This window comes from Acinetobacter celticus, assembly GCF_001707755.1.
GTDB lineage: Bacteria > Pseudomonadota > Gammaproteobacteria > Pseudomonadales > Moraxellaceae > Acinetobacter > Acinetobacter celticus.
Genome location: NZ_MBDL01000001.1, coordinates 261,810 through 286,168, shown reverse-complemented (window position 1 = coordinate 286,168; position 24,359 = coordinate 261,810). Strand labels below are relative to the sequence as shown.

The 24,359-nt window shown below is 40.3% G+C and carries 21 protein-coding genes and 2 pseudogenes; 8 read left to right on the top strand and 15 right to left on the bottom strand.

Features of this window, described 5'->3' with window-relative positions; genetic code table 11:
* Positions 1-63 precede the first annotated feature (63 nt).
* Positions 64-420: a DNA transfer protein p32 gene (locus tag BBP83_RS01320; RefSeq protein ID WP_068885619.1), complete on the top strand. Its 357-nt coding sequence runs from the start codon at positions 64-66 to the stop codon at positions 418-420.
* Between the two features lie 72 nt (positions 421-492).
* Here BBP83_RS01320 and BBP83_RS15400 read toward each other — a convergent pair.
* Positions 493-948: pseudogene (locus BBP83_RS15400) on the bottom strand (DUF4442 domain-containing protein).
* Between the two features lie 113 nt (positions 949-1,061).
* Between BBP83_RS15400 and BBP83_RS01310 the strand changes: the two are divergent.
* The 5 genes from BBP83_RS01310 to htpG all read left to right on the top strand — a co-directional run bounded on the left by BBP83_RS01310 (position 1,062) and on the right by htpG (position 6,809).
* Positions 1,062-1,958, top strand: coding sequence for an alpha/beta fold hydrolase (locus BBP83_RS01310; RefSeq protein ID WP_068885618.1), 897 nt, complete (start codon positions 1,062-1,064; stop codon positions 1,956-1,958).
* A 59-nt stretch (positions 1,959-2,017) separates the two neighbouring features.
* The gene (locus BBP83_RS01305; protein WP_068885617.1) at positions 2,018-3,385 is read left to right on the top strand and encodes a Na+/H+ antiporter family protein; all 1,368 of its coding nucleotides are present in this window, start codon (positions 2,018-2,020) and stop codon (positions 3,383-3,385) included.
* Positions 3,386-3,686: 301 nt separating this feature from the next.
* Entirely contained in the window at positions 3,687-4,271 is a 585-nt protein-coding gene (locus tag BBP83_RS01300) for an OmpW/AlkL family protein (protein ID WP_068885616.1), read from the top strand.
* A gap of 174 nt (positions 4,272-4,445) precedes the next feature.
* Positions 4,446-4,790: a lysozyme inhibitor LprI family protein gene (locus BBP83_RS01295; RefSeq protein WP_068885615.1), complete on the top strand. Its 345-nt coding sequence runs from the start codon at positions 4,446-4,448 to the stop codon at positions 4,788-4,790.
* Between the two features lie 99 nt (positions 4,791-4,889).
* The gene (htpG, locus tag BBP83_RS01290) at positions 4,890-6,809 is read left to right on the top strand and encodes a molecular chaperone HtpG (RefSeq protein ID WP_068885614.1); all 1,920 of its coding nucleotides are present in this window, start codon (positions 4,890-4,892) and stop codon (positions 6,807-6,809) included.
* 62 nt (positions 6,810-6,871) lie between these two features.
* On the opposite strand, the gene BBP83_RS01285 is transcribed toward htpG, so the two are convergent.
* The 5 genes from BBP83_RS01285 to BBP83_RS15620 form a co-directional block, all read right to left on the bottom strand.
* Positions 6,872-8,002, bottom strand: a complete 1,131-nt coding sequence (locus BBP83_RS01285; RefSeq protein ID WP_068885613.1) for a hypothetical protein — start codon at positions 8,000-8,002, stop codon at positions 6,872-6,874.
* Between the two features lie 107 nt (positions 8,003-8,109).
* Entirely contained in the window at positions 8,110-9,639 is a 1,530-nt protein-coding gene (locus BBP83_RS15110; RefSeq protein WP_068885612.1) for a hypothetical protein, read from the bottom strand.
* A 13-nt stretch (positions 9,640-9,652) separates the two neighbouring features.
* Positions 9,653-9,832: a hypothetical protein gene (locus tag BBP83_RS01275; RefSeq protein ID WP_068885611.1), complete on the bottom strand. Its 180-nt coding sequence runs from the start codon at positions 9,830-9,832 to the stop codon at positions 9,653-9,655.
* Positions 9,833-10,140: 308 nt separating this feature from the next.
* Entirely contained in the window at positions 10,141-10,329 is a 189-nt protein-coding gene (locus BBP83_RS01270) for a hypothetical protein (protein WP_068885610.1), read from the bottom strand.
* 243 nt (positions 10,330-10,572) lie between these two features.
* Positions 10,573-10,800 (bottom strand): hypothetical protein, encoded by a 228-nt coding sequence (locus BBP83_RS15620; RefSeq protein WP_078055372.1) that lies wholly within the window; start codon positions 10,798-10,800, stop codon positions 10,573-10,575.
* A gap of 222 nt (positions 10,801-11,022) precedes the next feature.
* Between BBP83_RS15620 and BBP83_RS01260 the strand changes: the two are divergent.
* Positions 11,023-11,216: pseudogene (locus BBP83_RS01260) on the top strand (dodecin family protein).
* A gap of 72 nt (positions 11,217-11,288) precedes the next feature.
* Here BBP83_RS01260 and BBP83_RS01255 read toward each other — a convergent pair.
* From BBP83_RS01255 to ompR, 4 genes are all read right to left on the bottom strand, one after another.
* Positions 11,289-11,975: a DsbA family oxidoreductase gene (locus BBP83_RS01255; RefSeq protein ID WP_068885608.1), complete on the bottom strand. Its 687-nt coding sequence runs from the start codon at positions 11,973-11,975 to the stop codon at positions 11,289-11,291.
* A 195-nt stretch (positions 11,976-12,170) separates the two neighbouring features.
* Positions 12,171-13,688, bottom strand: coding sequence for a succinyl-CoA:acetate CoA-transferase ScpC (gene scpC, locus BBP83_RS01250; protein ID WP_068885607.1), 1,518 nt, complete (start codon positions 13,686-13,688; stop codon positions 12,171-12,173).
* A 206-nt stretch (positions 13,689-13,894) separates the two neighbouring features.
* The gene (locus BBP83_RS01245; RefSeq protein WP_068885606.1) at positions 13,895-15,355 is read right to left on the bottom strand and encodes an ATP-binding protein; all 1,461 of its coding nucleotides are present in this window, start codon (positions 15,353-15,355) and stop codon (positions 13,895-13,897) included.
* A gap of 427 nt (positions 15,356-15,782) precedes the next feature.
* Positions 15,783-16,547, bottom strand: a complete 765-nt coding sequence (gene ompR, locus BBP83_RS01240) for an osmolarity response regulator transcription factor OmpR (RefSeq protein WP_068885605.1) — start codon at positions 16,545-16,547, stop codon at positions 15,783-15,785.
* Between the two features lie 332 nt (positions 16,548-16,879).
* Here ompR and BBP83_RS01235 point away from each other — a divergent pair, with 332 nt between their 5' ends.
* Positions 16,880-19,252, top strand: a complete 2,373-nt coding sequence (locus BBP83_RS01235; protein WP_068885604.1) for a Tex family protein — start codon at positions 16,880-16,882, stop codon at positions 19,250-19,252.
* Between the two features lie 56 nt (positions 19,253-19,308).
* Here the strand turns inward: BBP83_RS01235 and BBP83_RS01230 are convergent, their stop codons facing one another.
* The 5 genes from BBP83_RS01230 to ubiE form a co-directional block, all read right to left on the bottom strand.
* Positions 19,309-19,626 (bottom strand): hypothetical protein, encoded by a 318-nt coding sequence (locus tag BBP83_RS01230; protein ID WP_068885603.1) that lies wholly within the window; start codon positions 19,624-19,626, stop codon positions 19,309-19,311.
* Between the two features lie 65 nt (positions 19,627-19,691).
* The gene (locus tag BBP83_RS01225; protein ID WP_068885602.1) at positions 19,692-20,771 is read right to left on the bottom strand and encodes a patatin-like phospholipase family protein; all 1,080 of its coding nucleotides are present in this window, start codon (positions 20,769-20,771) and stop codon (positions 19,692-19,694) included.
* 266 nt (positions 20,772-21,037) lie between these two features.
* Entirely contained in the window at positions 21,038-22,657 is a 1,620-nt protein-coding gene (locus BBP83_RS01220) for an ABC1 kinase family protein (protein WP_068885601.1), read from the bottom strand.
* Between the two features lie 12 nt (positions 22,658-22,669).
* The gene (locus BBP83_RS01215; protein WP_068885600.1) at positions 22,670-23,344 is read right to left on the bottom strand and encodes a ubiquinone biosynthesis accessory factor UbiJ; all 675 of its coding nucleotides are present in this window, start codon (positions 23,342-23,344) and stop codon (positions 22,670-22,672) included.
* Between the two features lie 18 nt (positions 23,345-23,362).
* Positions 23,363-24,307, bottom strand: coding sequence for a bifunctional demethylmenaquinone methyltransferase/2-methoxy-6-polyprenyl-1,4-benzoquinol methylase UbiE (ubiE, locus tag BBP83_RS01210; protein ID WP_068885599.1), 945 nt, complete (start codon positions 24,305-24,307; stop codon positions 23,363-23,365).
* Positions 24,308-24,359: the final 52 nt, after the last annotated feature.

Sequence of the window (24,359 nt, the reverse complement as noted above, 5' to 3'; positions counted from 1 at the left end):
TCATTCGCTTTTAGTTTCATAATATAGAAATATAATGCATTTAAAGCGTAATGGGGAATAGAGATGAAAAAAGTATTCGGTGTTATGGCTATAACGGCTATGTCAGCAATGTTATTGGCGGGCTGTGAAAGCATGTCTGCAAATGAACAGCGTATTGGTGCTGCCGCTTTGGGTGGTGCAATTGGTGGCGGTGTCGGCAATAGCGTCGGTGGTGGTGCAGGTGCTGCAATAGGCGGTGGTGCAGGTGCTGCTGTGGGTAGTAAAACTCAAAACGGATCAAATCGTAATGCTACATACAGTGGTGTTGGTGGTGCAATTGGTTCAGCTGTTGGTAAAAGCATTTTTGGTGGTAGTTCTGGTGCGGCCATTGGTGGCGCAATTGGTGGTGGTGCAGGTGCTGCGATTGAGCAGAAACGTTAATTTACAGTAGATTGATGAAAAGCGCTTAATGATAAAGCGCTTTTTTTATGGGTGAAGTTTAGATTTTTTATGTCAGATATAGAGTGTTTTTTCTATTTCAGCAATCCACAAACCTGCTTCATTAAAAATATTGAGTGAATAGCAACGAATCATAGGTGTATAGTTTTTATTCAGGGTCTTAATTTATTCGACTTTCTGAAAGTCTAGGCGGATGTCAGCATAAACCGTACCTCTGCCAGGAATGCGAGACTATACCGTTGCGGTCTTATCCCAAACAATATATTTGGGCCCCAAATGATGTATGAAAAGCAACATATAAAAGGGGGCGACCATTGAATATAGACTTCCGCCGAAATGGACACCAACAATATTTGGGTTTGTGCGGGTAAGTGGCATTTTTACCTGAATATGATAAGTTGAAAGGTCAATTTTCGCAATTTCTATACTTGCACCTGTGTAAAGTGCGTAATGATTCAGCATGAATTTTGAGACAATGGGAATTGTCATTATTTTTTTGATCAAGCTCATTGGGGTCAATTTCTTTTTATTTGATTTTTATCATACTAGACCAATATTAAAAATGCGGCATTGATCACATTGCCCGCACATGATAATAAAAGGTCAATGGAGAGGATTATAAGATGGATGTACGTGCGCAATGGGTAAATACCACTGATCAGCAACGACTGTATGTAAAAATATGGGGAAATGAGCAAAAGCCGGCTTTAATTTTGGTTCATGGTTATCCAGATAATCAGGACGTATGGGAACGCGTGATTCCTTACTTGGTCGATGATTTTTTTGTCATCACATATGATGTACGCGGTGCGGGTCAGTCTTCAATACCAAAGCGGGTAAGTGATTATCGATTGGCACAACTTTCTTCTGATTTAGACAGTGTGGCACAGGTTGTCTTGGCTGGACGCAGTTTTCATTTGGTTGCACATGATTGGGGTTCTATTCAGTCTTGGGAATCTGTTACGGAAGCTAAATTTCGTGGACGAATTTTAAGTTATAGCACCATTTCAGGACCTTGTTTGGACCATGCTGCGTATTGGATGCGGGCACAGTTTAAGCATGAAAAACCTCAATTTTTTAAACAACTGACCAAGTCTTGGTACATTGCTGCATTTCAATTGCCTTTTCTGGCACCGACAGCATGGCGGTTTTTTAGTCCAGAGCGTTGGGGGAAAGTGGTCGCCCAATTGGAACGAACGGCAGATCTGCCTTTAAATACCAATATTGCAAAAGATGGGAAACATGGTGTGGGACTGTACCGTGCGAATTTTATTCCCTGTTTATTGAAACCACGTGAACGTTTTGCCGTTTGCCCCGTACAAGCCATTGTTCTTAAATATGATCAGTTTGTCAGCCCCGCGCTGATTGATGAAATGCCGAAATGGGTAGAGCATTTTTCCCGTGTAGAGGTCGATGCTAATCATTGGGCCGTTTTGAGTAAACCTCAGAAGATTGCTGAACTGATTACGGCTTTTATACAGCATCCACCCCAATCTGATGACAAGGTAGCAGACAACTGAGGTAAATTTATTCAGAAACTCTGATAAAATGCATTTTTTTCAAAGTTTCATATTTCCCTATGTTTGCAATTATTGCTGCCATTGCAGTCATGTTTGGCTTAGCTTTGGTTCGTGTTCCTGTGGTCTTTGCCTTGGTTATTGGTGCAATGACAGGCGGCTTATTGGCTGGTTTAGGGCTTCAAGGCACCTTAGACGCATTTAATAATGGTTTGGGTGGTGGTGCAAAAATCGCTTTAGCTTACGGTATTTTAGGTGCTTTTGCTTTGGCGTTGGCGCGTTCTGGATTGCCAGATTTATTGGCGTATAAATTAATTACCGCGCTCAAAGGCACCAGTACTCAAAAAGCACAGAATCGAGTTAAATATCTAATTTTCTTCACGGTTTCATTGTCAGCTGTTTTTTCACAAAACGTGATTCCTGTGCATATTGCATTTATTCCTGTATTAATCCCGCCGTTATTAAGTGTATTTAATCATTTAAAGATAGATCGTCGCCTTATTACTTGCCTGCTCACCTTTGGTTTAGTAGGTACATATATGTTGCTACCTGTTGGATTTGGTGCGATTTTTCTGAATGATATTTTGGGGCAGAATATCAACACCTTTGGCAAGCCATATGGTTTCCAAATCAGCTATGAGCAAATTCCAGCAGCCATGGCTATTCCAGTGTTTGGCATGTTCATTGGTTTGCTGGTTGCTATCTTTTTCAGTTACCGTAAGCCACGTGAATACCAAGACTTTCAGCTAGAAGCGCCAAAGCAAACTATTTCTGGGGAAATGGACAGTCATGCGCCAGCTAAGCCTCAAATTGCTAATTTCACCATTTTCATGGCAGCGGTTGCAGTTGTTGTGACACTTTCAGTGCAATTGTACTCAGATTCGATGATTTTAGCGGGTTTAGTGGGGGTAGCGATTTTAAGCTGTGCAGGTATTTTTAAATGGAAAGAAGCTGACGATGTCACGATGACTGGTATGCGGATGATGGCGCTGGTGGGCTTTATTATGATCTCTGCACAAGGTTTTGCTGCCGTGATTGAAGCGACAAATCAAGTTCCTGCATTGGTTGAAGCATCTGTCGAATGGATTGGTAACAGTAAGGCATTGGCAGCATTTCTGATGCTCTTGATTGGTTTACTGATTACTTTGGGCATTGGCTCATCTTTTTCGACTGTGCCTATTCTGGCGATTATTTATGTCCCACTGTGCATGCAATTTGGTTTCAGTCCTGCCGCCACTATTGCCATTATTGGGACAGCAGCGGCCTTAGGTGATGCTGGTTCACCAGCATCTGATTCGACTTTGGGCCCAACGTCAGGTTTGAATATGGATGGTCAGCATGACCATATGAAAGATAGTGTGATTCCTACTTTTATTCATTTTAATATCCCGCTACTTATTTTTGGCTGGATTGCAGCCATGGTACTTTAAACCAATTAAAATATAAAAAAGGCGATTTAAAAATCGCCTTTTTTATTAAAAATTCAGATTAAAATACTTGGAATAAAATAAAATAATTTGCGAATAAACCTGAGTATTAACGTTGGTATAATGGTGAATATATAATATATTTACTTGTTTTTTAAAACCTAGCTGTGGCGTTGGTTTAAAATAAATAGTTACTATAAACAATATCTTATAAAATAATATAAAATTATGATAATTAATGGTATTGCATGATATTTAAATAAACGGTTAGTATTTAATTGTTTATTATAAAAGGTTGTTTAAAATGTTAAAACAAGCTGTTCTTGTTGTGTTATTGGGGATGTCTGCTTCAGCGATGGCGGGTCAATGGCAGGTAAAAGTAGGGGCTTCTGCAATTGCACCAACGGGCGACTATAAACTTGGTAATTCTACAGTAGAAGCAGATAGCGAACTGGCATTTACGCCATCAGTAGAATACTTCTTCAATGACAATATTTCTGCAGAATTACTGCTTGCTACACCAATTAGTCATGATGTTTTATTAGATGGGCAGAATGCTGTAAAACTTAAGCATCTTCCGCCGACAATTACTGCCAAATATAACTTTAAGAATTCAACACGCTTTACACCATATATTGGGGTTGGTGGTACGGCATTTATTGCTTGGGATGAAAAATCTGATTTAGGTAAAGTGAAAGTTAAAGAAGACTTTGGTTTTGCAGGTCAAATTGGCTTTAATTTCCAGCCAGCAGATGCGAAAAACTGGGGCGTATTTGCAGATGTACGCTATGCACAAATTAGCCCAGAAGTGCAAATTGAAGGTATTCCTAATTTTGATTTAGATATTGATCCAATTATTTATACACTGGGTTATAGCTATAAATTCTAATTTTAGTCTTTCAAATCGCTTTAAGGCCCTATCATTTTGATGGGGCTTTTTTATGGATCACAACAAAATATAAACCATGAAGGAAAGCATTTTTATTGAGCTTAGCTGAAATACAACGTACTGTAATTAAAAATAGGATTGAAATAAATCAAAAAATATAGAGGGTATTTCAGAATGAAAATTGCGCAATTCTTTGTTGTAATATGGTTAAGTAGTATGGGCTTTTCAGCTCAGGCGGCCAGTTTTGATTGCAAAAAAGCGCAAACCGTGACGGAACATGCTGTATGTGATCACCGTCAGTTAAATGATGCCGATGTGAAAATGGCGACAACCTATACCATTATTAAACGGCTTGTTCCTATGGGAACCCGAGGAGCGATTCAAGATCAACAAGTCAAATGGTTGCAAATGCGAGATCAGTGTCAGGATAATGTCAGTTGTTTAGGTGATGTTTATGCGATGCGTCAGCAAAAACTCGATTTATATATGAATCGAGTCTATCAACAAGGGCCATTTTAAATGTTCAATTTTAATCACTTTAGCATTGAAAATTTGTGAAGTTGCTCCATTCATATAGCAGTGAATAAAAAACTGTTCTATATCTTTAAGGAGTAACTGATGAGCGAACAAAACGCACAAAAACATAGCTTTCAGGCAGAAGTGGCTCAGCTACTACATTTAGTTACGCACTCGCTTTATTCTAATCCTGAAATTTTCTTGCGCGAGTTAATTTCAAATGCTTCAGATGCCTGTGATAAATTGCGTTTTGAAGGGATTAATCACCCTGAATATTATGAGAATGATCCGAATTTACATGTTCGCGTTAGCATTGATAAAGAGCATAAGACGCTCACTATTTCAGATAATGGTATTGGTCTAAGCCAGCAGGAAGCGATTGATAACCTTGGTACGATTGCCAAGTCGGGTACTAAAGACTTTATGTCAAAATTGACTGGCGATCAAAAGTCAGATGCTCAGTTAATTGGACAGTTTGGTGTCGGTTTTTATTCGGGCTTTATCGCTGCCGATAAAATTACCGTCGAATCGCGTCGTGCAGGTCTAGCTGAATCTGAAGGGGTACGTTGGATCAGTGGCGGTACAGGTGAATTTGAGGTAGAACAAATTACTAAGGCTTCACGTGGAACAGATATCATTTTACATTTGCGTGATGATGCACTGGGCTATTTAGAAGCGTATAAAGTTAAGCAGATTATTAATAAGTATTCAGATCACATCAGCCTGCCAATTGAAATGCAAAAAGAAGTTTGGCAAGAGGAAGAAGTGGCTGAAGGTGAAGAGCCACAAGGGGGGCAGTACGTCAAAACAGATGAATGGGAAGCCATTAACTCTGCCAGTGCGTTGTGGACACGTAATAAAAATGAAGTGACTGAAGAGCAGTACATCGAGTTTTATAAAAATTTGAGTCATGATTTTGAGGCCCCATTGGCTTGGGCGCATAACCGTGTTGAGGGCAGTACTGAATATACGCAGTTGTTGTATATTCCAAGTAAAGCGCCAAGCAATATTTTTACCCGTGAAGCCAAAGCGGGGATTAAATTATATGTAAAACGCGTATTTATTATGGATGATGCAGATAACCTCATTCCAAATTATTTGCGTTTTGTGCAAGGTGTAGTTGATAGCGCAGATTTGCCACTGAATGTAAGCCGTGAATTGCTACAGGAAAGCCGTGATGTAAAAACCATTCGAGAAGGCAATGCACGCCGTATCTTGAATTTGTTGGATGGTTTGGCGAAGTCTGAAGATGAAGCGGAACAGGAAAAATTCAAAACGTTCTATGCTGAATTTGGCTCTGTGTTGAAAGAAGGTTTAGGCGAAGATCAAGGCAACCGTGAACGGATTTTGAAATTACTACGCTTTGCCAGTTCGGTAAATGATGATGTTACAACGTCATTGGCAGATTACAAAGCCCGTATGAAAGAGGGTCAAAAAGCGATTTATTATGTGACAGCAGACAGTTTGAATGCCGCTAAAAATTCGCCGCAATTGGAACTGTTTAAAAAGAAAGGCATTGAAGTCCTTCTCATGTCTGACCGTGTAGATGAATGGGCAATGGAGTTCGTGAATGAATTCGATGGCTTAGTAATGCAAAATGTGGCCAAAGGCGCGGTTGATTTAGGCGACTTACAAGATGCAGAAGAGAAAAAAGCGCTAGAAGAGGCTGCCGAACAATTTAAGCCTGTAGTGGAAAAATTGTCTGAAGCATTAAAAGCCAAAACTAAAGAAGTTCGTGTGACCACCCGTTTGGTTGATTCACCTGCATGTTTGGTAACAGGCGAGGGTGAGCTTTCACCACAATTGGTGCGTATGTTGAAACAGGCAGGTCAGCCTGTACCTGAAAGCAAACCAATTTTGGAAATTAATCCAGAGCATCCATTGGTACAAAAATTGGCAGGCGCTGAACAGTTTGATGATTTGGCCAATGTGATTTTTGACCAAGCTTTGATTGCAGAAGGTGGATTACCAGAAGATCCTACAGCATATATCAAACGGATTAATAGCCTATTATTAAAATAATGGATTGATGTTAAGACATAAAAAAACCTCCTGATGGAGGTTTTTTTATGTCTTAACGGTTATTAGAATAAGGCTTCTAAACGCACCAATGCACCCATAAAATGGCTCCGGTCATCCCGATGATTATTAAGATAGTTTAAATCACCCTGAATAAAAAACCATTCTCTGAAAACAGGTTGACGCCAAGACACGAAAGGCCCATAGCTATTTAAGCGTAGATCGTTGTTGTTTACAAAACCACCTAAGTACATACCATAGCTGAAGGTATTATTATGGAAAAACTGATGTTGCCGAAAGGTGAAGTTATCCCAACTTAAGTCATCATCCTGCGTATCGGCATAGGTCAAATTAAACTGATTCGATAAAATTGGTTGATTCGGGCGAGCATGGACTAACTCTAAATTGGTTCTTAAATAATTTTCACTGTCTATGCCATAGCGATAAATTTGTTCGGCATGAAAAGTAAAATCATTTTTGAGATCCCAATCTTTTTTGGCTTTTAAGCGCACATAAATGTCATCACCTGAACGCACCCCTAAATCTAAATCGGTTTCAAAAGGAATATGTTTAGAAAAATCAGACCAGCGCAAAGCCAGAGAGCCGTTATCATCTTTGGTACGTTGACCATCTACAGTTTTATCTGTTTGGCCAGCAGGATTTTCGTTGGTAATAGCGACATTATTTTCAAGTTCATTATCTAGACTGTCATCACCAAAAACTAAACTCACTTTACGTTCTAAGGTGGGGAGCTTTAATTTCCCTCGAATACGAGGTTTGATTTCATAGCCGTCGTGTTTATTCCAACTATTGTCAATTATCACCCTTAAGGTGGCAGAAGCGGGTTGATTCGGGTCAGGTTCGCCAAACCAATTGTCAATTTTATTGGCAGTTTTTTGAGTCCAATGCCGAATGCTTTTTTGCTGACGATCAGTCCAAGTACTGTCTTCTGTTTGTGTCGTAGGAGGGACGATGTTCTGATCAGACTGTTCGGGTAAAAAAGTCGGCACAGCGTCCATCATTCTTGGAATTTGGAATAAGAATGTTTGATCATCATATTCTAAATTTTTATTGTTTTCCGCATCGGGTATGGGCGATGACGGTTTAACCTCATTGGCTGAAGCAGAACACCACATTCCCCCACAGGTTGCAATGATGAAAATACTCTTGGCAAAGCTCATTCTGATTCTAGGCATATTCTAAAGCTCTTATATATCCTTTGCTTAGTTATAGTTTTGTTAAAATTTCATTAAAAAAGCAAGGACTAGCTGCAATAATACTACCATTTGTTTTTGAATATCGTTTATTTAGGCATCTGTTGTTGAATGCTTTGATACAGTTCATGGACATTGATAGGTTGTGGCATATTGGAAATAATGGATTGGATCATTTGCCAATTCAGACCATGTTGCCTATGTAAGATTAGATAGGGAAATGCGATTTCAGTTTGAGCAAGATGAAGCCTTTTTTCACCATGAATGACCCGAATTTTTTGTCGTTCTTTGAGTAATAGCACTGGGGTGCGACAATCGGCTTCTTGTTCAGCAAATTGAATAAATTTTTGGGTATGAATGGCCTGTATAGGCATATAAGGATGATACTGATCGGTATTCCAAACGGTCTCAGCCTGCTCTAGGCATTGAAACAATGTTTCAATCTGCTGATATGCTGAAGCAAGTGTCTCCCACTGGATTTGTTTTAATGAAGCAAGGCTATATTCAAAGGGCGTACTAAAAAGTTTTACAAAACCAAGTGCCTGAGAAGGGTCAATAGCACCTAAAATAATTAAATGTTTAATCAGCTGACCTTTGGCATTGACTTGTTCGGCAATATAGACAGGATGGTTTGGCCAGGTGTCTAACACTGAATAAGGTAAAATAAAATCGGCATGCAATGAAATTTCAGGCGCATTGGGAAAGCTGAGGGCATACAGGCCTTGTTGCTGTGCTTCGGGTTGTGGTAAGGCATGCAATTGGGCGTATGTGTTGTTTAGTAAAATTTGCTCTGGAACAGCGACTAAAACCTCTTCTAGCGACATTGAAGTCTCATTTTCAGGTGAGATTTGTTTCTCTGCGGAAATATGTAGAGGTGCACTTTCATCGGGTTCCGGTGCAGAAGATTTTTCACAGTGGCTTGGAAATGTTATTTCGAATGTATCAGTGTATTGATCAACATCAACATCAACATCAACATCAACATCAACATCAACATCAACATCAACATCAACATCAACATCAACATCTGGTGTTAATGTTTCAATTATTGATTGATCCGTGCTCGGCGTGATGGATGCAATCTCATGGCTAGAGGTTGTTGTCGGCCGTTGTATCTCTGATTCTAAAATATTGGATAGTGTTGCAGATTGGGTTTCTAATTCGCTATCACTCAACAGGCAAGTGTAATGCTTTTGCATTTTGAGCAACCAGGCATAGCCTTCTTCGAAATTGCCCCAGTCACTAATTAAAGCAGTTCGATTGGGCGCAGGAATCAGCCAAATTTGCCAACCCTCTTGCAATGAATGCAAAAATGCCCAGCCAGATTCAGGGGTTGTGTACAAAATATTTTCTAGATTCAATTCCTCGGTAAAATAACCACGGAAGCTCTGAGAAAAAGGGGTGCTTTGAGCAAAAGAATAGACCGCATTTTGAGGCTCAATTTGAGCCTTATATGCCAAAATATGTTTTTGAAAAATGGGTTCATCACAGAGGGCGAAAATATCTTTAATACGCTTCTTCGATTTTGCAATTTCATATAAAGATAATGCACGATGTTCTAAATCATGAATGAGCTGATTGAGTTCTTTAATGAGCAACGCTTTTTGTAACGCATTCATTGCAATTGGTCCTCTAAAGAAATTTTTGTGCTTTCTCTAAATATTTTGCTAAAACCATATTGGTTGCCAATTCAACTAATTTATATTCCGCAGAATTGGGCTGTTGATATTGTTTAGTCATTTCAATGAGTTCATCAATATTGATGGTCTGAAGTGAAATTTTCCCTTGAACCAGTGCTTGAAGTTTTTGCATAGGAAAACCTATGTGGCTGACAAAATAAATGAAATTCTTTTGATTATAGGGATTTCAATAAAAAATGCATGAAAATTAAAGTCATTTTTTGACAAGTAGTTTACAAAAATGACAAAAAATAGGCTTTTGGGGTGAAAAAGGAGCACATTCTTTCGTCATATGATTAAACCACTTAAATATGAAAGGTCAGAAATAACAATAGAGATATGTAATTTATGTAGAAATATGAGCGTACGAAGAGAAAAAAATTCATAAAAAAAGACAGAAAAATTCTGTCTTTTTTTGACTAAAGTGACTTAATTAAAGGGTTAAGCGACTTTATTTGATTTTACAGTTTCTTGAGTAGAAGTATCTGAAGCAGGTGCTTGAGTTGCATTCGCTACTTGTGTAGGTGTAGCTTTCTTTGTAGGAAAATCGGGGATATAAACAATTTGTGCAGAAACAGTTGCAGAAAGTGCCATAACGGCCACAGCGAATACAGATTTAAGTGTGTTCATTACTTTATTCTTTCCAAGAAATAAGACCCGATTTAATTGGGTACGGAGAGATGCAGGAATGCATTGAATTTCATGAAAATGATAGCAAAAACCACCCAATAAAAAATGATCGATTCGGCAAGATGAAGTAGATATTTATTTTTTTAGTTTTATAAAACAATATATTAGAGTATTTATTCTAGGTTTTTTTTAAGTAGGTTTGCAATTTACAAGCCTACTTGGTGGATAACTAATATTTGAAAACTATACACTTTTTAAGCATTTTTTCTGATAGATTTTGCCAGCAATGGCTCCAATAATTGCGCCACTAAAGGTGCCGAAAACAGGCAGAATGCTCCCTGCAACGGCACCAATGAGTGCGCCTTTAACCGTGGGTGAAAATTTTGATGCTTTTGCACAACACTTAGGGGAATTTGTCGCTGCTTCCAAAGGAGCGGAGTCTAAAGCAGATGATGAATTTTCTGTTGTCATTGTGCTCTCGATTGCTAATGAAAAAGAATGTTTAGTGTAGTGAATAATTGATTTTTATGCTGTCCAACGCATGTAAGAAAGCGAGTGATATTTGTAAGCTGAATGATTAGAAATGATAAATGGTGACTTATGTAAATTGTTGGTGGGGAAATTTTAACATTGACCATTTTTCTTGTAATTTGAATGATGATGATTCATCTATAATAAAAATTGAGGGATCAATTGTATGCAATTGCAAAGATTGTAGTAGTCAGTTCCTGTAGTCGCCAAAGTTTTGAAGATGCCATTCAAACAGCAATTACAAAGGACACAGGAACTGTAAAAATGTGCAAGGTGCTTGGGTAAATGAGAAAAAAGTCATGATTAAAGATGACAAAATGATTGAATATCAGGTCAATTTAAAAATCAGTTTTTAGTCGATTAAACCCAACCATCCACATAAAAAAATCCCCAATTGGGGATTTTTTTACCAGAAAATAATCGAGTTTTTATTTTTCTGGAACGTCACAACTATCATCTGCACACACAGGCGCAGGTGGTTGCTCTGGTAGTGTTTGTGCTTTCTCAATGACTTGCATAAAGACTTCTTTAGGTTGTGCGCCAGCAAGCGCAATCCGTTGTTCAAAGACAAAGAAGGGCACACCAGTCACTTTGAGTTGTTCACGTGCAACTTCTTCATCGTATTTAACGAAGTCAGCATATTCATCAGAGTCCAGTAAGTCATCGACTTCAACTGGGTTTAAACCAATGCGAGATGCAACATCTTCTAGTGTTTCACGTTCGCCAATAGGTAAACCTTGTGTCATATAGCTAAAGAAAAAGGCTTCTTTTGCTTCATTACCCAAACCTTTGCTTTGCGCCAAATGAATTAAACGATGTGCATTAAAGGTATTGCCCGAATTTGCTGTTTGCCAGTTAAATTCAATACCTTCAGCTTTGGCCATTTCAGCAATGTTGCGTTGCATTTCTTCAACATCTTCAATGCTACGACCATATTTTTGTGCCAGACGTTCCGTATTTGAAATTTGCTGACGCGCTGGTGCATCGGCATCGAGCTGGTAGCTATGCCAAAACACTTCAAGTTCTACTCCTGACTCTTCAGCAGCCGCATCTAAGCGTTTTTTAGCAATATAACAAAATGGGCAAACGACATCTGACCAAATATCTACACGCATGGGGAATCTCTTTTCAATGTTCTTTTTATTTCATGGGGGCGATGTGAAAAATTTAAAGCATACCGTTAAAATCTAGTTTTAAATTTAGATGGTTTTCATTTTCTGATGAGATATAAGAGATTGAGTTGTGATAGCTTCTAGAGAAAATAGAGAGATAAAAAAACGCCCTTTAGGGCGTTTTTTTATGAAGCAACATTAAGCTATTTTAGCTTCTTGTTGTTGTGCCAACATATGGCCACTTTCTTCAAAGTTGACGTGCCAAGACAACGCTTCACGAAGAAGATGTGGCGTTTGACCGCCTTTTTCACATGCACGCTCAAAGTAATCATTCAATGCATCACGGTACATTGGGTGAGCACAGTTGTTAATTACGGCACGAGCACGCTCACGCGGTGCTAAACCACGAAGGTCAGCCAAGCCTTGTTCAGTCACTAGAACGTCAACATCATGCTCTGCATGGTCAATATGCGATGCAAATGGTACAACAGATGAAATGTCACCACCTTTGGCAATCGACTTAGTTACAAAGATTGCCAAGTGTGCATTACGCGCGAAGTCACCTGAACCACCAATACCGTTCATCATTTTAGTACCACATACGTGAGTCGAGTTTACGTTACCGTAAATATCAAACTCTAATGCAGTATTAATACCGATAATACCTAAACGACGCACAATTTCAGGATGGTTTGAAATTTCTTGTGGACGAAGTACCAATTTGTCTTTGTATTGTTCAAGGTTATTGAATACTTTTTCGCCATATTTAGCAGAAAGTGTAATTGAAGAACCAGAAGCAAATTTCATTTTGCCTGCATCGATTAATTCAAACGTACAGTCTTGTAGAACTTCTGAATACATCACAAGGTCTTCGAAGCTAGAGTCTTTCAAGCCAGTCAATACTGCATTTGCAATAGAACCGATACCTGCTTGTAATGGGCCAAGGCTGTTCGGAAGACGACCTTCAGCGACTTCTTTTTCAAAGAATTCGATTAAGTGATTTGCAATCCCTTGAGTTTCATCATCTGGTTCAGTCACAGTAGACGGAGAGTCATGCAATTCGCTGTTAATAACGATACCGACAATTTTAGAAGGATCGATGTTAATCGCTTGTGTACCAATACGCTCATCAATTTGAGTCAATGGAATTGGTTGGCGTGTTGGACGATATGATGGAATATAGATATCGTGTAAACCTTCAAAAGCAGGGCTTAAGTTGGTGTTGATTTCAATAATGACTTTTTCAGCAAAAATGGCAAAACTTGCAGAGTTACCAACAGACGTTGTTGGAATGATGCCACCATCTTCAGTAATGGCAACAGCTTCAATGATTGCAATATCAGGCTTTTTCAGTTGAAGATTACGCATTTGTTCAACAGTTTCAGACAAATGCTGATCGATGAACATAACTTCGCCGTTGTTGATGGCTTTACGTAAAGTGTTGTCTACTTGGAAAGGTAGACGGCGTGCAAGCACACCTGCTTCTGTTAATTTTTTGTCGAGGTCGTTGCCTAAAGATGCGCCTGTAATCAACGTGATTTTTAACGGATTCGCTTGTGCTTGTGCTACCAATGCTAAAGGCACAGCCTTCGCTTCACCTGCGCGGGTGAATCCGCTCATACCTACCGTCATGCCATCTTTGATAAATGTAGCAGCTTGCTCAGCGCTAATAACTTTATCGTGAAGTGATGCTAAACGAATGCGATCTAAAGACATGTTTTACTCTCGTGGAATTCTTAAAACTGATAGGGATTGTACCGATCAAGAAGACCATTTTGCATACCTGTTAGGCTAAGGTCTAATTTTTTGAAAAAATGTGGGTATAAGATATTTTGATGGTTTTCAAGATATTGTTTTTAAAAATAAAAAGTAAACCTGATTAAGGAGTGCACGAAACTGTTTGTTGGTTATTTGTACATACACTAGAAGCGTTCACTCAAAGTTTGCTTAATTTTCTCTAATGCAGAGTTGTTTAAAACTTCATCAACTTCGGTTTTGCTTAGAGGGAGGGAAATGATCGCTTCTAAACCGCCTTGTTCACGATTTTGGATTAAAATTTGACCGTTGTGAATATCAACAATGCGTTTGACAATGGCTAAGCCAAGTCCGCTACCTTGAATCGTCCGAGCATCATTACCCCGAACAAAGGGTTGCATTAAATCTTCAATTTGGTCGGCAGGAATACCCTCACCATGATCGGCCACACTAATCAGTAATTGATTATTTTCAACTTGTGCGGAAATTTCAATCGGTTCTGCACCATAGCGTTTGGCATTGTTAATCAAATTACCGATGAGTCGTTTAAGCGACAGACTACGCGCTTGAATGATGGGTAATTCTTGTGCTGTAAATCGAATATCAAGTGGTTTAAATTGAATCACCAACTCTTGCAGCAGTATATTGATATCGGTGTCTTGTGGTTCTTCATCTGAGCCATCACGCATATACGAAATAAACTGATTGAGGATTGCATCCATATCTTCGACATCATAAATCAGACCTTCTTTTAAAAAGTCATCATCGGGCATCATTTCAGCACTCAGACGAATACGGGTTAATGGCGTGCGCAGGTCATGAGAGATGCCTGCCAGCATAATACGACGTTCCCGTTCGGTCTGATCGAGCGTATAAATCATATGGTTAAAAGCCTGATTCACTTCGCGAATCTCTTGCGGACCATGGTTGGTTTCTAAATAGGGTGCAGTCCCATTTTTACTATAGCTATTGGCTGCATGTTGTAAGCGACGTAAGGGACGATTGAGTTGGCGAACCAAGGTTAAAATAATGGCCGCTGAAATTAGCGGGACACCAAGCAACCAGCCAAAAACCAATTCAGAACTATAATTGGCATAGGTTTTAAGCGGTTCACGTACCCAATTGCCGTTCATTTCAGGCGTTTGGATCCAAATGCGTGGGCTAGGTTTGAATTGAAAATAAACCGTTGCCTGTTCGATTTTTAATTCATTGGATAGTTTTTGTTCAATTTGGTTGGTAAAAAATTCAGCAATCACTTTTTCCCGAACATTGGGGAATTCTTTCGGATCAGTGACATATTCAATGCCAACGCGATTTTTTAGCCATGCTTCAATATCGACTTCAGCATTGTTATGAAACATGCGCAGGTCAGGATTATTCAGTACTTCTAATTCTAATGCCAAATAACGTGCGTGTTGCTGAATTTCAGGGAGGTACAGGGTGCGCCAAAAGAACCACAAAGACATAAATAAGCTAAAAAGCACCACAAAAAGTACCAACACGGTCGTGCGCATAGCTGCAGAGCGTGGTTTTACCTTATCTAAAAAACGTTCCCAATGCGTGCGCTTTTTTTCTTGGTACGCTTCGTATTGAGTAAATTTTTGTGGGTCAATGGGGTCGAGTTTCACGGATCAATCCTGAATTGATGTTTATGCTTTTAATTTTATTTGATGCTACTTGTTACGGTGAAGTCTTGAGAGCATGGGTTTAAATCATTGTATAACCTTTGGTTTTGCCTATTTTTGTTTTCGGCAAAAGTAGGCAAAACCATTTCATTCGCAAAACTCGATCTATATCAGCAATTGATGATATTCATCGCAGAAACATGTGCTACGGATGCCTCCTGCCTCGAACAGTTACGAATGAGTGGTCACGTAATAAATAAAAAACAGAGTTTTATTCGACTTCTTTCATCAGTCATTTTTAAACAATAAGAAATTCACCATGATATTCCATCTCCTTTTTAAGGAGAAGGAACGTTCAATATTAATTTCACTGCCAATTGATGATGCTTTGTTGATTGATGAAAGAGGCCTATTTATTACGTGAAAATAATTATTCCGCGCCATCTGGAACAAAAACATAGCCCACGCCCCAAACGGTTTGGATATAACGTGCACGAGCAGGATTTTCTTCAACTAGACGACGTAAGCGCGATACTTGAACATCAATTGAACGCTCCATTGCACCCCATTCGCGACCGCGCGCCAAATTCATTAATTTGTCACGGGTTAAAGGTTCACGTGGATGTTGTACCAACGCTTTTAATACGGCAAATTCACCCGTCGTCAATGTCACCACTTGGCCTTCACGCGTTAAAGTACGTGTAGAGAGGTCGAGTGACCATGGGCCAAAGGAAACCACTTCCATATGTTGACTTGGTGCACCAGGGACTTCGCGGACTTGGCGACGCAAGACAGCACGAATACGTGCAAGTAATTCATTGGGGTTAAATGGTTTTGGTAAATAGTCGTCTGCGCCTGCTTCAAGTCCTGCAATACGGTCAGAGTCGCTACCACGCGCAGTTAACATAATAATAGGCGTGTCAATATTAGACTGACGTAAACGGCGACAGATACTTAAACCATCTTCAACAGGCAACATGAAATCTAGCACGATCAGAGAAAACAGTTCCCGTTGCAACAGACGATCCATTTGAGTTGCATCGTGTGCGGTTTTAACCACAAAGCCTTTATCTTCTAAAAAGCGTTGTAGTAGCGTACGCAAACGCACATCATCATCGACAACCAATATGCGTTCGACGCGATCAGTTTCTGCGTGTACGGCATCAGTCTTTTCAGCAGGTACCACTAAACTCATGATGTGCTCCTTATTCTTTATTGTCTTCGTAACCAAAGTTGGTATAGCTTGAGTATACGATTCATTTGTATGTCTTTACTATGTTCTAAAGCAACAAATATTGCAGTTAAAATCAAGACATAGATACTAAATGTATACATGTATTGGCGAAATATTTATGGTTAGATTCTTTGTTAAATTCATGTTTCCTTAAAACTTTAAGCCCAAAATGTGAAATTGCAGTGAATTGGCAATAAATGTTCAGTGTAAATTAATAAAAACAATTGTGGATTTTATGGGCTTGGTCTTTATAATCATGCCATTTAGTACTTATCCTTGTGGGATCACATACGATGACTGACTTAGTTCAGCAGTTGGCAAAAGAAATTGCCGGACGTCCAAATCAAGTTGAAGCTGCCATCAAACTTATAGATGAAGGTGCCAGCGTTCCATTTATCGCACGTTACCGTAAAGAAGTAACGCAGGGTTTAGACGATACGCAGTTACGTCAACTCGCTACGCGCTTATCGTACTTACGTGATTTGTATGAACGCCGTGACAAGGTGATTGAATCACTAAAAGAACAAGACAAATTATCAGATGATTTGCTTGCACGTGTGAATGGTGCCGAAACCAAAAATGCATTAGAAGAAATCTATGCGCCATATCGTCCAAAACGCACCAGTAAATCATTTAAAGCCAAAGAAGCAGGATTAGGCCCAATTGCAGAGAAAATTTTTGCAGAAGCGGTTGATCCAGCGGAAGCGTTGTCTGGTTTTAGCCATGAAGATTATGCAGATATTGAAAGCCAGTTAGATGCGATTCAACATATTCTAATTGATGATTGGGCGCAAAATATTGCGTTAACTGCTGAGCTGAAAAACACCTTTGCAAAAACGGCAATGTTGAAAAGCTTAGTGGCTTCTGAAGAGAAAAAAGAAGTGGGTAAGAAATTCCGCGACTATTTCGATTTTTCAGAAAACCTGAACAAAGTTCCATCACACCGTTTATTGGCAATGCTTCGTGGTCGTCAAGAAAATGTCTTGGGCTTAAAAGTTGATGGCGATGACCATGCACCATTGGCGCGTATTGAAACTGAATATGACTTAGAGACGATTCAACCTCAATCACGTCAAGACTATTTAAAGCAAACAGCTAAATTGTTCTGGTTAGGCAAAGTTCGCCCTGCGATTGAACACTCATTGTTGACTGAAAAACGCATGGCTGCTGAAACTGAAGCCATGAATGTATTTGCTGAAAACTTACGTCATTTGTTGCTTTCTGCACCTGCAGGCGCACGTTGCACATTGGGTGTAGACCCAGGCATCCGTACAGGCGTTAAATTGGCTGTTGTTAATGCATCAGGCGATGTTTTGGCACACAGTACAATCTATCCATTTGCGCCAAAAGAAGACAAAGTAGGCTCTCTTGCAGAACTTGCGCGTCTTTGCCGTGAATTCAATGTGGACTTGATTGCCATTGGGAATGGTACAGCCAGTCGTGAAACTGAAGCGCTGATTGCTGAAATGATGACAGCGAATGCCGATTTAAACTTGACGCGTGTTTCTGTTTCTGAAGCAGGCGCATCGGTGTATTCAGCGTCTGAATTGGCATCAAACGAATTACCAGATTTAGATGTTTCTATTCGTGGGGCAGTGTCAATTGCACGTCGTTTACAAGATCCGTTGGCGGAATTGGTAAAAATTGATCCTAAATCAATTGGTGTAGGTCAATATCAACATGATGTTAACCAAACAGGTTTAGCCAATACACTAGATGCTGTAGTTGAAGACTGTGTGAATGCGGTGGGTGTCGATGTGAACACCGCGTCTGCAGCCATCTTGGGTTACATTGCGGGTCTAAACAAATCAATTGCACAGCAAATTGTCGAATTTCGTAAAGAAAATGGTCGTTTTGACAACCGCCAATCATTGAAGAACGTCCCTCGTCTTGGCGAACGCACGTTTGAACAAGCGGCAGGTTTCTTACGTATTCAAGATGGTTCTGAACCTTTAGATGCGTCTGCGGTTCACCCAGAATCTTATGCCTTGGTTGGTAAAATTGTTGAAGCGAAAGCAACCACAGTGAAAGATATTATTGGCAACAGTGAAATTATTCGCCAAGTAGAGGCATCTGTATTTGCTGATGATCAATTTGGTTTGCCAACTATTCAAGATGTGTTGTCTGAGCTTGAAAAACCAGGTCGTGACCCACGTCCAGAGTTCCGTACTGCGAAGTTCCGCGAAGACATTACGCAAGTTTCACAATTAACTGAAGGCTTACAACTGGAAGGTGTGATTACCAATGTCACGAATTTCGGTGCCTTTGTAGATGTTGGCGTGCATCAAGATGGTTTGGTGCATATTTCTGAATTGGCCAATGAGTTTGTGTCTGATCCGCATAAAGTGGTGAAGCCGGGTCAAATTGTACAAGTACGTGTATTGGCTATAGATGCTGAACGTAACCGCGTGAATTTGTCAATGCGCCCTGAAGGTTCAGAAGCACCTGCAAAAGCACCACGTCAACCACGCCGTGAGCAAAGCAATGAGCCACGTGGCGAACGTAAGCCACAAGCGAAACGTCCGCAGCAAGCACGTCCGCAAGGTGATCGTCCACAGGGCAAAAAGCCACAGGCGACTAAAGCTCAAACGGCTAAACCACAAGAAAATAAAATTGGTGGTTTAGGTGCATTGTTATTACAAGCAGGAATTAAAGGTTCAAAGTAATCTTTAACTGTTAAAAAAAACCTCCCCATTGGGAGGTTTTTTTTATGGCATTATTTTTATGAATTAATGATGGGGACAATCCAGCTGGTAATAATCAATAAAATACCTAAATGACCCAATTTACGGGTGACATAAATCAATTTAGACGGTGGCTGCTCTAGCTGTTTAGCATATTGTTCCAAGCTCACCCCTTGACCTGATTTATTGCTAAATAAGAAGGTCGCTAAATCAATACAGATGAAAATGGTGCCGACATCTGCGACAATTTCCATTAAATCATATTCAGGAGACGTTAGTGCCATACCGATTTGATAACACAGGAATAATGCAAAAGCCACGCACGCATATTGTAAAACAATCAAAAAAATCCGCATAAAACTCTAATATATTTAAAATTAGAACAGAGTATACAAGTCTATTCTCACCTGTGCATTAGTCCTTAAAGTGGTTGTAGCATTTGTGAGAAATTCTGCTTTTCTACCATTTCTAGAAATTCATCGCCTAGACGCTGGCTTTCTGCAACGCATTGATTCCACATTTTAATGCGCTGTTGTTGGTCTAAGCTTTTTAAAGTAAAGTCTTTACGGTCAGGTAAACGCTCCAAAGGTAAGCTTTGGAGGTAGGCTGCGGAAGGAGAGAGTAATAATGTTCGTGCCTGATTTTCAGGATTGGCTTTACGATTTTTAAACATTTTATCGAACCAGCCAGCGGTAATGCAATCGGTAAAATGCGGATACAAAACAATACCCTGACTGTTAAATGGTAAGTCTAGATGATAGTCGATGAGCCCACCATCGCGATAACTACCTTGCGGTGCATCTTGAATATTACGAACGGCAGTCATTACCCCAGGGATAGATGCTGAAGCCATAAGCCAGTCCATGGCATTGTTGGAATTTAATGTTTGGTAATGGGTGGTGAAATCATCATGTACTTGAAATTGCAACCCAGAAGCAGGTTGACTAATGACGCGTTGCATAAAATGTCGACTGTGTTTACGCCCTAGAGCGTTAGTTCCGATAATGCCTGCAACCGAGGTCAGGAGTGGCAAGGCCTTGTCACTTTCAAATAAATGGCGAGCTTTGACAGACAGTACGGTTAAATGTAATTCAGGATGATGAATTAATTGTTCTTGTTGTCCGCCAATTAAATCGGTCAGCATATTTTTACAGGTTTCAGCGACATCAACGCGTGACATTTTTTTATGAAAATGCAGATTGGTATACAGATCTGCTAAGCGTTCTGTACCCACTTTTGCTCCCCATGCCACAATACTAGCAAAGCGCCATGCACCAATGGATGAGCCAATAACGGTGCGCTGTCGTGGTGAGCGAGACAGAAAGTCACCAAAAATGGCTTGATCAAGCCCTTGAATGCCAATCCCTTTAGGACCGCCGGCAGCACCTGGAATAATATCGACATGGCTGGCCTGTAGACCTTCTTTTTCAATCAATTGGCGTGCAATAGCACCAGCACGCAGTGTTAGGGCCGGAGGGCGCTTTTGCAGAATTTGGGTCATAGCATCATCTAAAAATACAATTGTGCATTTATTCTAAATGAACCTAGCCCAGACCCAATGGCGAGAAAGATCCAAGGGTGACTTCACAGTCATTTAGCATATAGAATTTTGACTATCGAAATGTCCTAGAGCAGTTTTTATGGTGTTCGCTGAATATTTTTTATTGAACTACTCACAGCTTACTTTTGGAAGTAATTCAATCCTCTTCCCGCCTTAAAGAGAAAAGACAGGAAGAGAATCGGTTTATATGATCAATTTAAAATGAGTTACTTAATAATGCGCCATATGGCCAGTAAACTGGAAAGAACAATCAGTATAATAGAGACATACCATGGGGCAATAATGGCAATTGCCAACAAAATTGCCATGATGCTACCAAAAATCCAACTACGCTTTTGCTGATGTTCCATTTGTAGACGTATAGTTTGTAGCTCATTGAGTTGTTTGGCATGCCATGCAGATTGGTTTTTTAGTCCGTTTAGGCTGTCAATCATGAGCGTTGGGAAGTCCTGCGCACCTAAGAGCAAATCAGGAATTTTTTGTCCTAATTCTTTTAAATTTTTCTGCGGGTTCATTTGCGCTTTAATCCAATCGGTTAAAATTGGTTTCGCTAAACTCCAAATATCCAGTTCAGGATATAAATCTGTACCTAAACCTTCTACATGCACTAAGGTTTTCAGTAATAACATCAGTTGGGGCGGAATTTCTAAATGGAAACGACGAGCAATATCCATCACCCCAATTAAAATGCCAGCAAAGTCCAACTCATGCATAGGTTTGGACACCATTGGCCCAACCGTACGACGCATTTCACGTGCAAGTGCATCTTGATCTGTGCCAGGTGGAATCCAACCTGCTTGATGCACAATTTGAATCAGTTGCATAAAGTCGCTGTTCATTACTGCCAGTAACATACGAGCAACCGTCATTTGGTCGTGCTTAGACAGCTCGCCCATAATTGCACAGTCTAGTGCAATAAAACGTGGATTTGCAGGATTGATGGTTTCCACAAAGACATTGCCGGGATGCATGTCGGCATGGAAAAAGTTGTCGCGGAAGACTTGGGTAAAGAAAATGGTTAAGCCTTTTTCTGCCAAGTCCTTACGATCCATCCCTAATTTTTCGAAGGTCGGAATATCTGAAATTGGAACGCCCGTAATACGCTCAGCAACCATCACATCTTTGCTGTCCATATACACTTCAGGCACATACATCATGCTTGAGCCAGTAAAATAATGGCGCATACGACGTGTGTTTTCTGCTTCTAGGGTTAAATCCAATTCTTTTAAAATAATTTGGCGATAGTCTTGAATAATTTCAGACAAATGTAGGGCACGCGCGGCTTCTAAACGCTTTTCTAAAAAATGACCAAGCCATTCTAAAATTTCAAAATCTTGCAAAATTTGATGGCGAATATCTGGTCGAGTCACTTTTACCACGACTTCGCGACCATCATGTAGCGCTGCGGTATGCACTTGAGCAATAGAGGCGGCCGCCAAAGGCTGTTCATCAAAACGAGAAAATAAAGTATTGATATCCGCTTTGAGGGATTCCTGAATGCGCGTTTTTGCCACATTAGAATCGAAGGGTTTAACACGGTCTTGAAGTAACACCAACTGTTGTAATACTTCTGGTGGAATCAAATCACGACGTGTTGATAATAATTGCCCAAGCTTAATGGCTAAGGGGCCCATATCTTCCATGGATTGTTTGAGCTTAAGCGGGTTTTTTCGCTCTTTGCTTGACCAAGCAGCAGGGTGCATGCGAATGATGCTGAGCACATGACGGGCTTTTTCAGGAAGCTCTTCCGCAGGAAACAACGTGTCGAGTCTATAGTGCGCGGCAATGCGCCAAAGGTCGAGTAAACGTGTAAGATGCGGAATCATATGAGCAAATACCTAGGGTTGTGTTGTATCTTGTGAGGCGTCAATTTTCGTTTGGAGTTGCTGAATTTTAGCTTCAACACGATCCAAATTTTGATTTAAAAGACGCGTATCTTGATGTAAGTCATCCATTTGCCAGCGTGGTGCAAATAGACCTGTATCTTCTTTTAAAGCATCTTCGGCAAAAAACAAATGACTGTGCAAAGAGCGCTTTAAATGTTTTGGCACCAGCTGCATTTTAGCAATTTCATGTGCCAAAGTTGGGCCAATCCAGGGTGATAAATGCGAGGCTAAATCAGGTTCGGCCTGCGCAATAATCCGTTGGATATCCTGTAGTAGGTGATAGTCACCTTGCACAGGAATATTGCCAGTATCATCTGACAAAAGTAACTTTAGCAGTTCTACAGTATTTTTAACATGTAGCACTGCAGTGGCTTCAGTGGTTTTTGATGATGGGTCGAATGGTCGTTGCTCGAACAGTGACGGCGTTTCGCTATGACCTGTGGCCGTGGCTTCTAAGCGGACTTTACCATGATCGAACACAGTATCGACGGACAATTGCGGTGAGTCGATCACTACGCGCAAAATTTTCCCTTGCAGTTGATTGAGCTGAATGCGGGTAATTGCATCCAATTCAATCACATGATGAATCAATCGCTCAACCGCACCCAGTGCAAGAATCGACCACATAAATCTGACCTTTATTGCTTACAGCTTAAAGCCGCGGTGAACCGCAACAATACCGCCTGTGAGGTTGTGATAGTCACAGTTTTGGAAGCCTGCATTTTCCATCATGCCTTTAAGTGTGCGCTGATCTGGATGCATACGAATTGATTCTGCAAGGTATTTATAGCTTTCAGCATCATTGGCAATAAGTTTGCCCATAATTGGTAGTGCGGTGAACGAGTATAAATCGTAGAGTTTAGAAAATGGTTCAAAAACAGGTTTAGAGAATTCTAAAATAAGTAAACGACCACCTGGCTTAAGCACACGGTACATGGCAGCAAGCGCAGCGTCTTTATCGGTTACGTTACGTAAACCAAAGCTGATGGTGAGTAAGTCAAAGCTGTTGTCTGCAAACGGTTCTAAAGTTTCAGCATTGGCCAAAACGAAATCGACATTGGTGCAACCTGCATCAATTAAACGATCACGCCCTACATTAAGCATTGATTCATTAATGTCTGAAAGAACCACATGACCTGTTGGGCCAACTTCACGGCTAAAGACTTTGGCTAAGTCGCCTGTACCGCCTGCAATATCTAAGACATGTTGTCCGCGACGCACGCCAGACATATTAATTGCAAAACGTTTCCACAGACGATGAATACCGAAAGACATTAAGTCATTCATGATGTCGTATTTGCTGGCCACCGAATGGAAGACTTCAGCTACTTTTTGTGCTTTGTCTTCACTGCTAACAGTTTCATAACCAAAATGTGTTGTTGCACCGACATTGCCAGTATTTGCACCGCGAGGTAAGTTGTATTTCGGGACTGAGCCTGTCACAGGGGTATCTGTTAGACGTTGCTCTAAAGACTGTTGTTGACCTTGTGGTGCGCCTTGTGGCAACGGCTCAGTTAAGAAAGGACTCGCTGTGTCTTTATTTTGTGCCGATGTTGGAGTAGGGGTCGGCGTTTGATTTTCATTAGACATAGAGTCGCTCCTAACAGAAAAATAGGTGGATGCTGCGGTGCATGCATGATGA

Bases quoted from the DNA above. Each gene is read 5' to 3' on its own strand.
- BBP83_RS01320 (WP_068885619.1), top strand. From the start codon at position 64: ATGAAAAAAGTATTCGGTGTTATGGCTATAACGGCTATGTCAGCAATG.
- BBP83_RS01310 (WP_068885618.1), top strand. From the start codon at position 1,062: ATGGATGTACGTGCGCAATGGGTAAATACCACTGATCAGCAACGACTG.
- BBP83_RS01305 (WP_068885617.1), top strand. From the start codon at position 2,018: ATGTTTGCAATTATTGCTGCCATTGCAGTCATGTTTGGCTTAGCTTTG.
- BBP83_RS01300 (WP_068885616.1), top strand. From the start codon at position 3,687: ATGTTAAAACAAGCTGTTCTTGTTGTGTTATTGGGGATGTCTGCTTCA.
- BBP83_RS01295 (WP_068885615.1), top strand. From the start codon at position 4,446: ATGAAAATTGCGCAATTCTTTGTTGTAATATGGTTAAGTAGTATGGGC.
- htpG (WP_068885614.1), top strand. From the start codon at position 4,890: ATGAGCGAACAAAACGCACAAAAACATAGCTTTCAGGCAGAAGTGGCT.
- BBP83_RS01285 (WP_068885613.1), bottom strand. From the start codon at position 8,002: ATGCCTAGAATCAGAATGAGCTTTGCCAAGAGTATTTTCATCATTGCA.
- BBP83_RS15110 (WP_068885612.1), bottom strand. From the start codon at position 9,639: ATGAATGCGTTACAAAAAGCGTTGCTCATTAAAGAACTCAATCAGCTC.
- BBP83_RS01275 (WP_068885611.1), bottom strand. From the start codon at position 9,832: ATGCAAAAACTTCAAGCACTGGTTCAAGGGAAAATTTCACTTCAGACC.
- BBP83_RS01270 (WP_068885610.1), bottom strand. From the start codon at position 10,329: ATGAACACACTTAAATCTGTATTCGCTGTGGCCGTTATGGCACTTTCT.
- BBP83_RS15620 (WP_078055372.1), bottom strand. From the start codon at position 10,800: ATGACAACAGAAAATTCATCATCTGCTTTAGACTCCGCTCCTTTGGAA.
- BBP83_RS01255 (WP_068885608.1), bottom strand. From the start codon at position 11,975: ATGCGTGTAGATATTTGGTCAGATGTCGTTTGCCCATTTTGTTATATT.
- scpC (WP_068885607.1), bottom strand. From the start codon at position 13,688: ATGTCTTTAGATCGCATTCGTTTAGCATCACTTCACGATAAAGTTATT.
- ompR (WP_068885605.1), bottom strand. From the start codon at position 16,547: ATGAGTTTAGTGGTACCTGCTGAAAAGACTGATGCCGTACACGCAGAA.
- BBP83_RS01235 (WP_068885604.1), top strand. From the start codon at position 16,880: ATGACTGACTTAGTTCAGCAGTTGGCAAAAGAAATTGCCGGACGTCCA.
- BBP83_RS01230 (WP_068885603.1), bottom strand. From the start codon at position 19,626: ATGCGGATTTTTTTGATTGTTTTACAATATGCGTGCGTGGCTTTTGCA.
- BBP83_RS01225 (WP_068885602.1), bottom strand. From the start codon at position 20,771: ATGACCCAAATTCTGCAAAAGCGCCCTCCGGCCCTAACACTGCGTGCT.
- BBP83_RS01220 (WP_068885601.1), bottom strand. From the start codon at position 22,657: ATGATTCCGCATCTTACACGTTTACTCGACCTTTGGCGCATTGCCGCG.
- BBP83_RS01215 (WP_068885600.1), bottom strand. From the start codon at position 23,344: ATGTGGTCGATTCTTGCACTGGGTGCGGTTGAGCGATTGATTCATCAT.
- ubiE (WP_068885599.1), bottom strand. From the start codon at position 24,307: ATGTCTAATGAAAATCAAACGCCGACCCCTACTCCAACATCGGCACAA.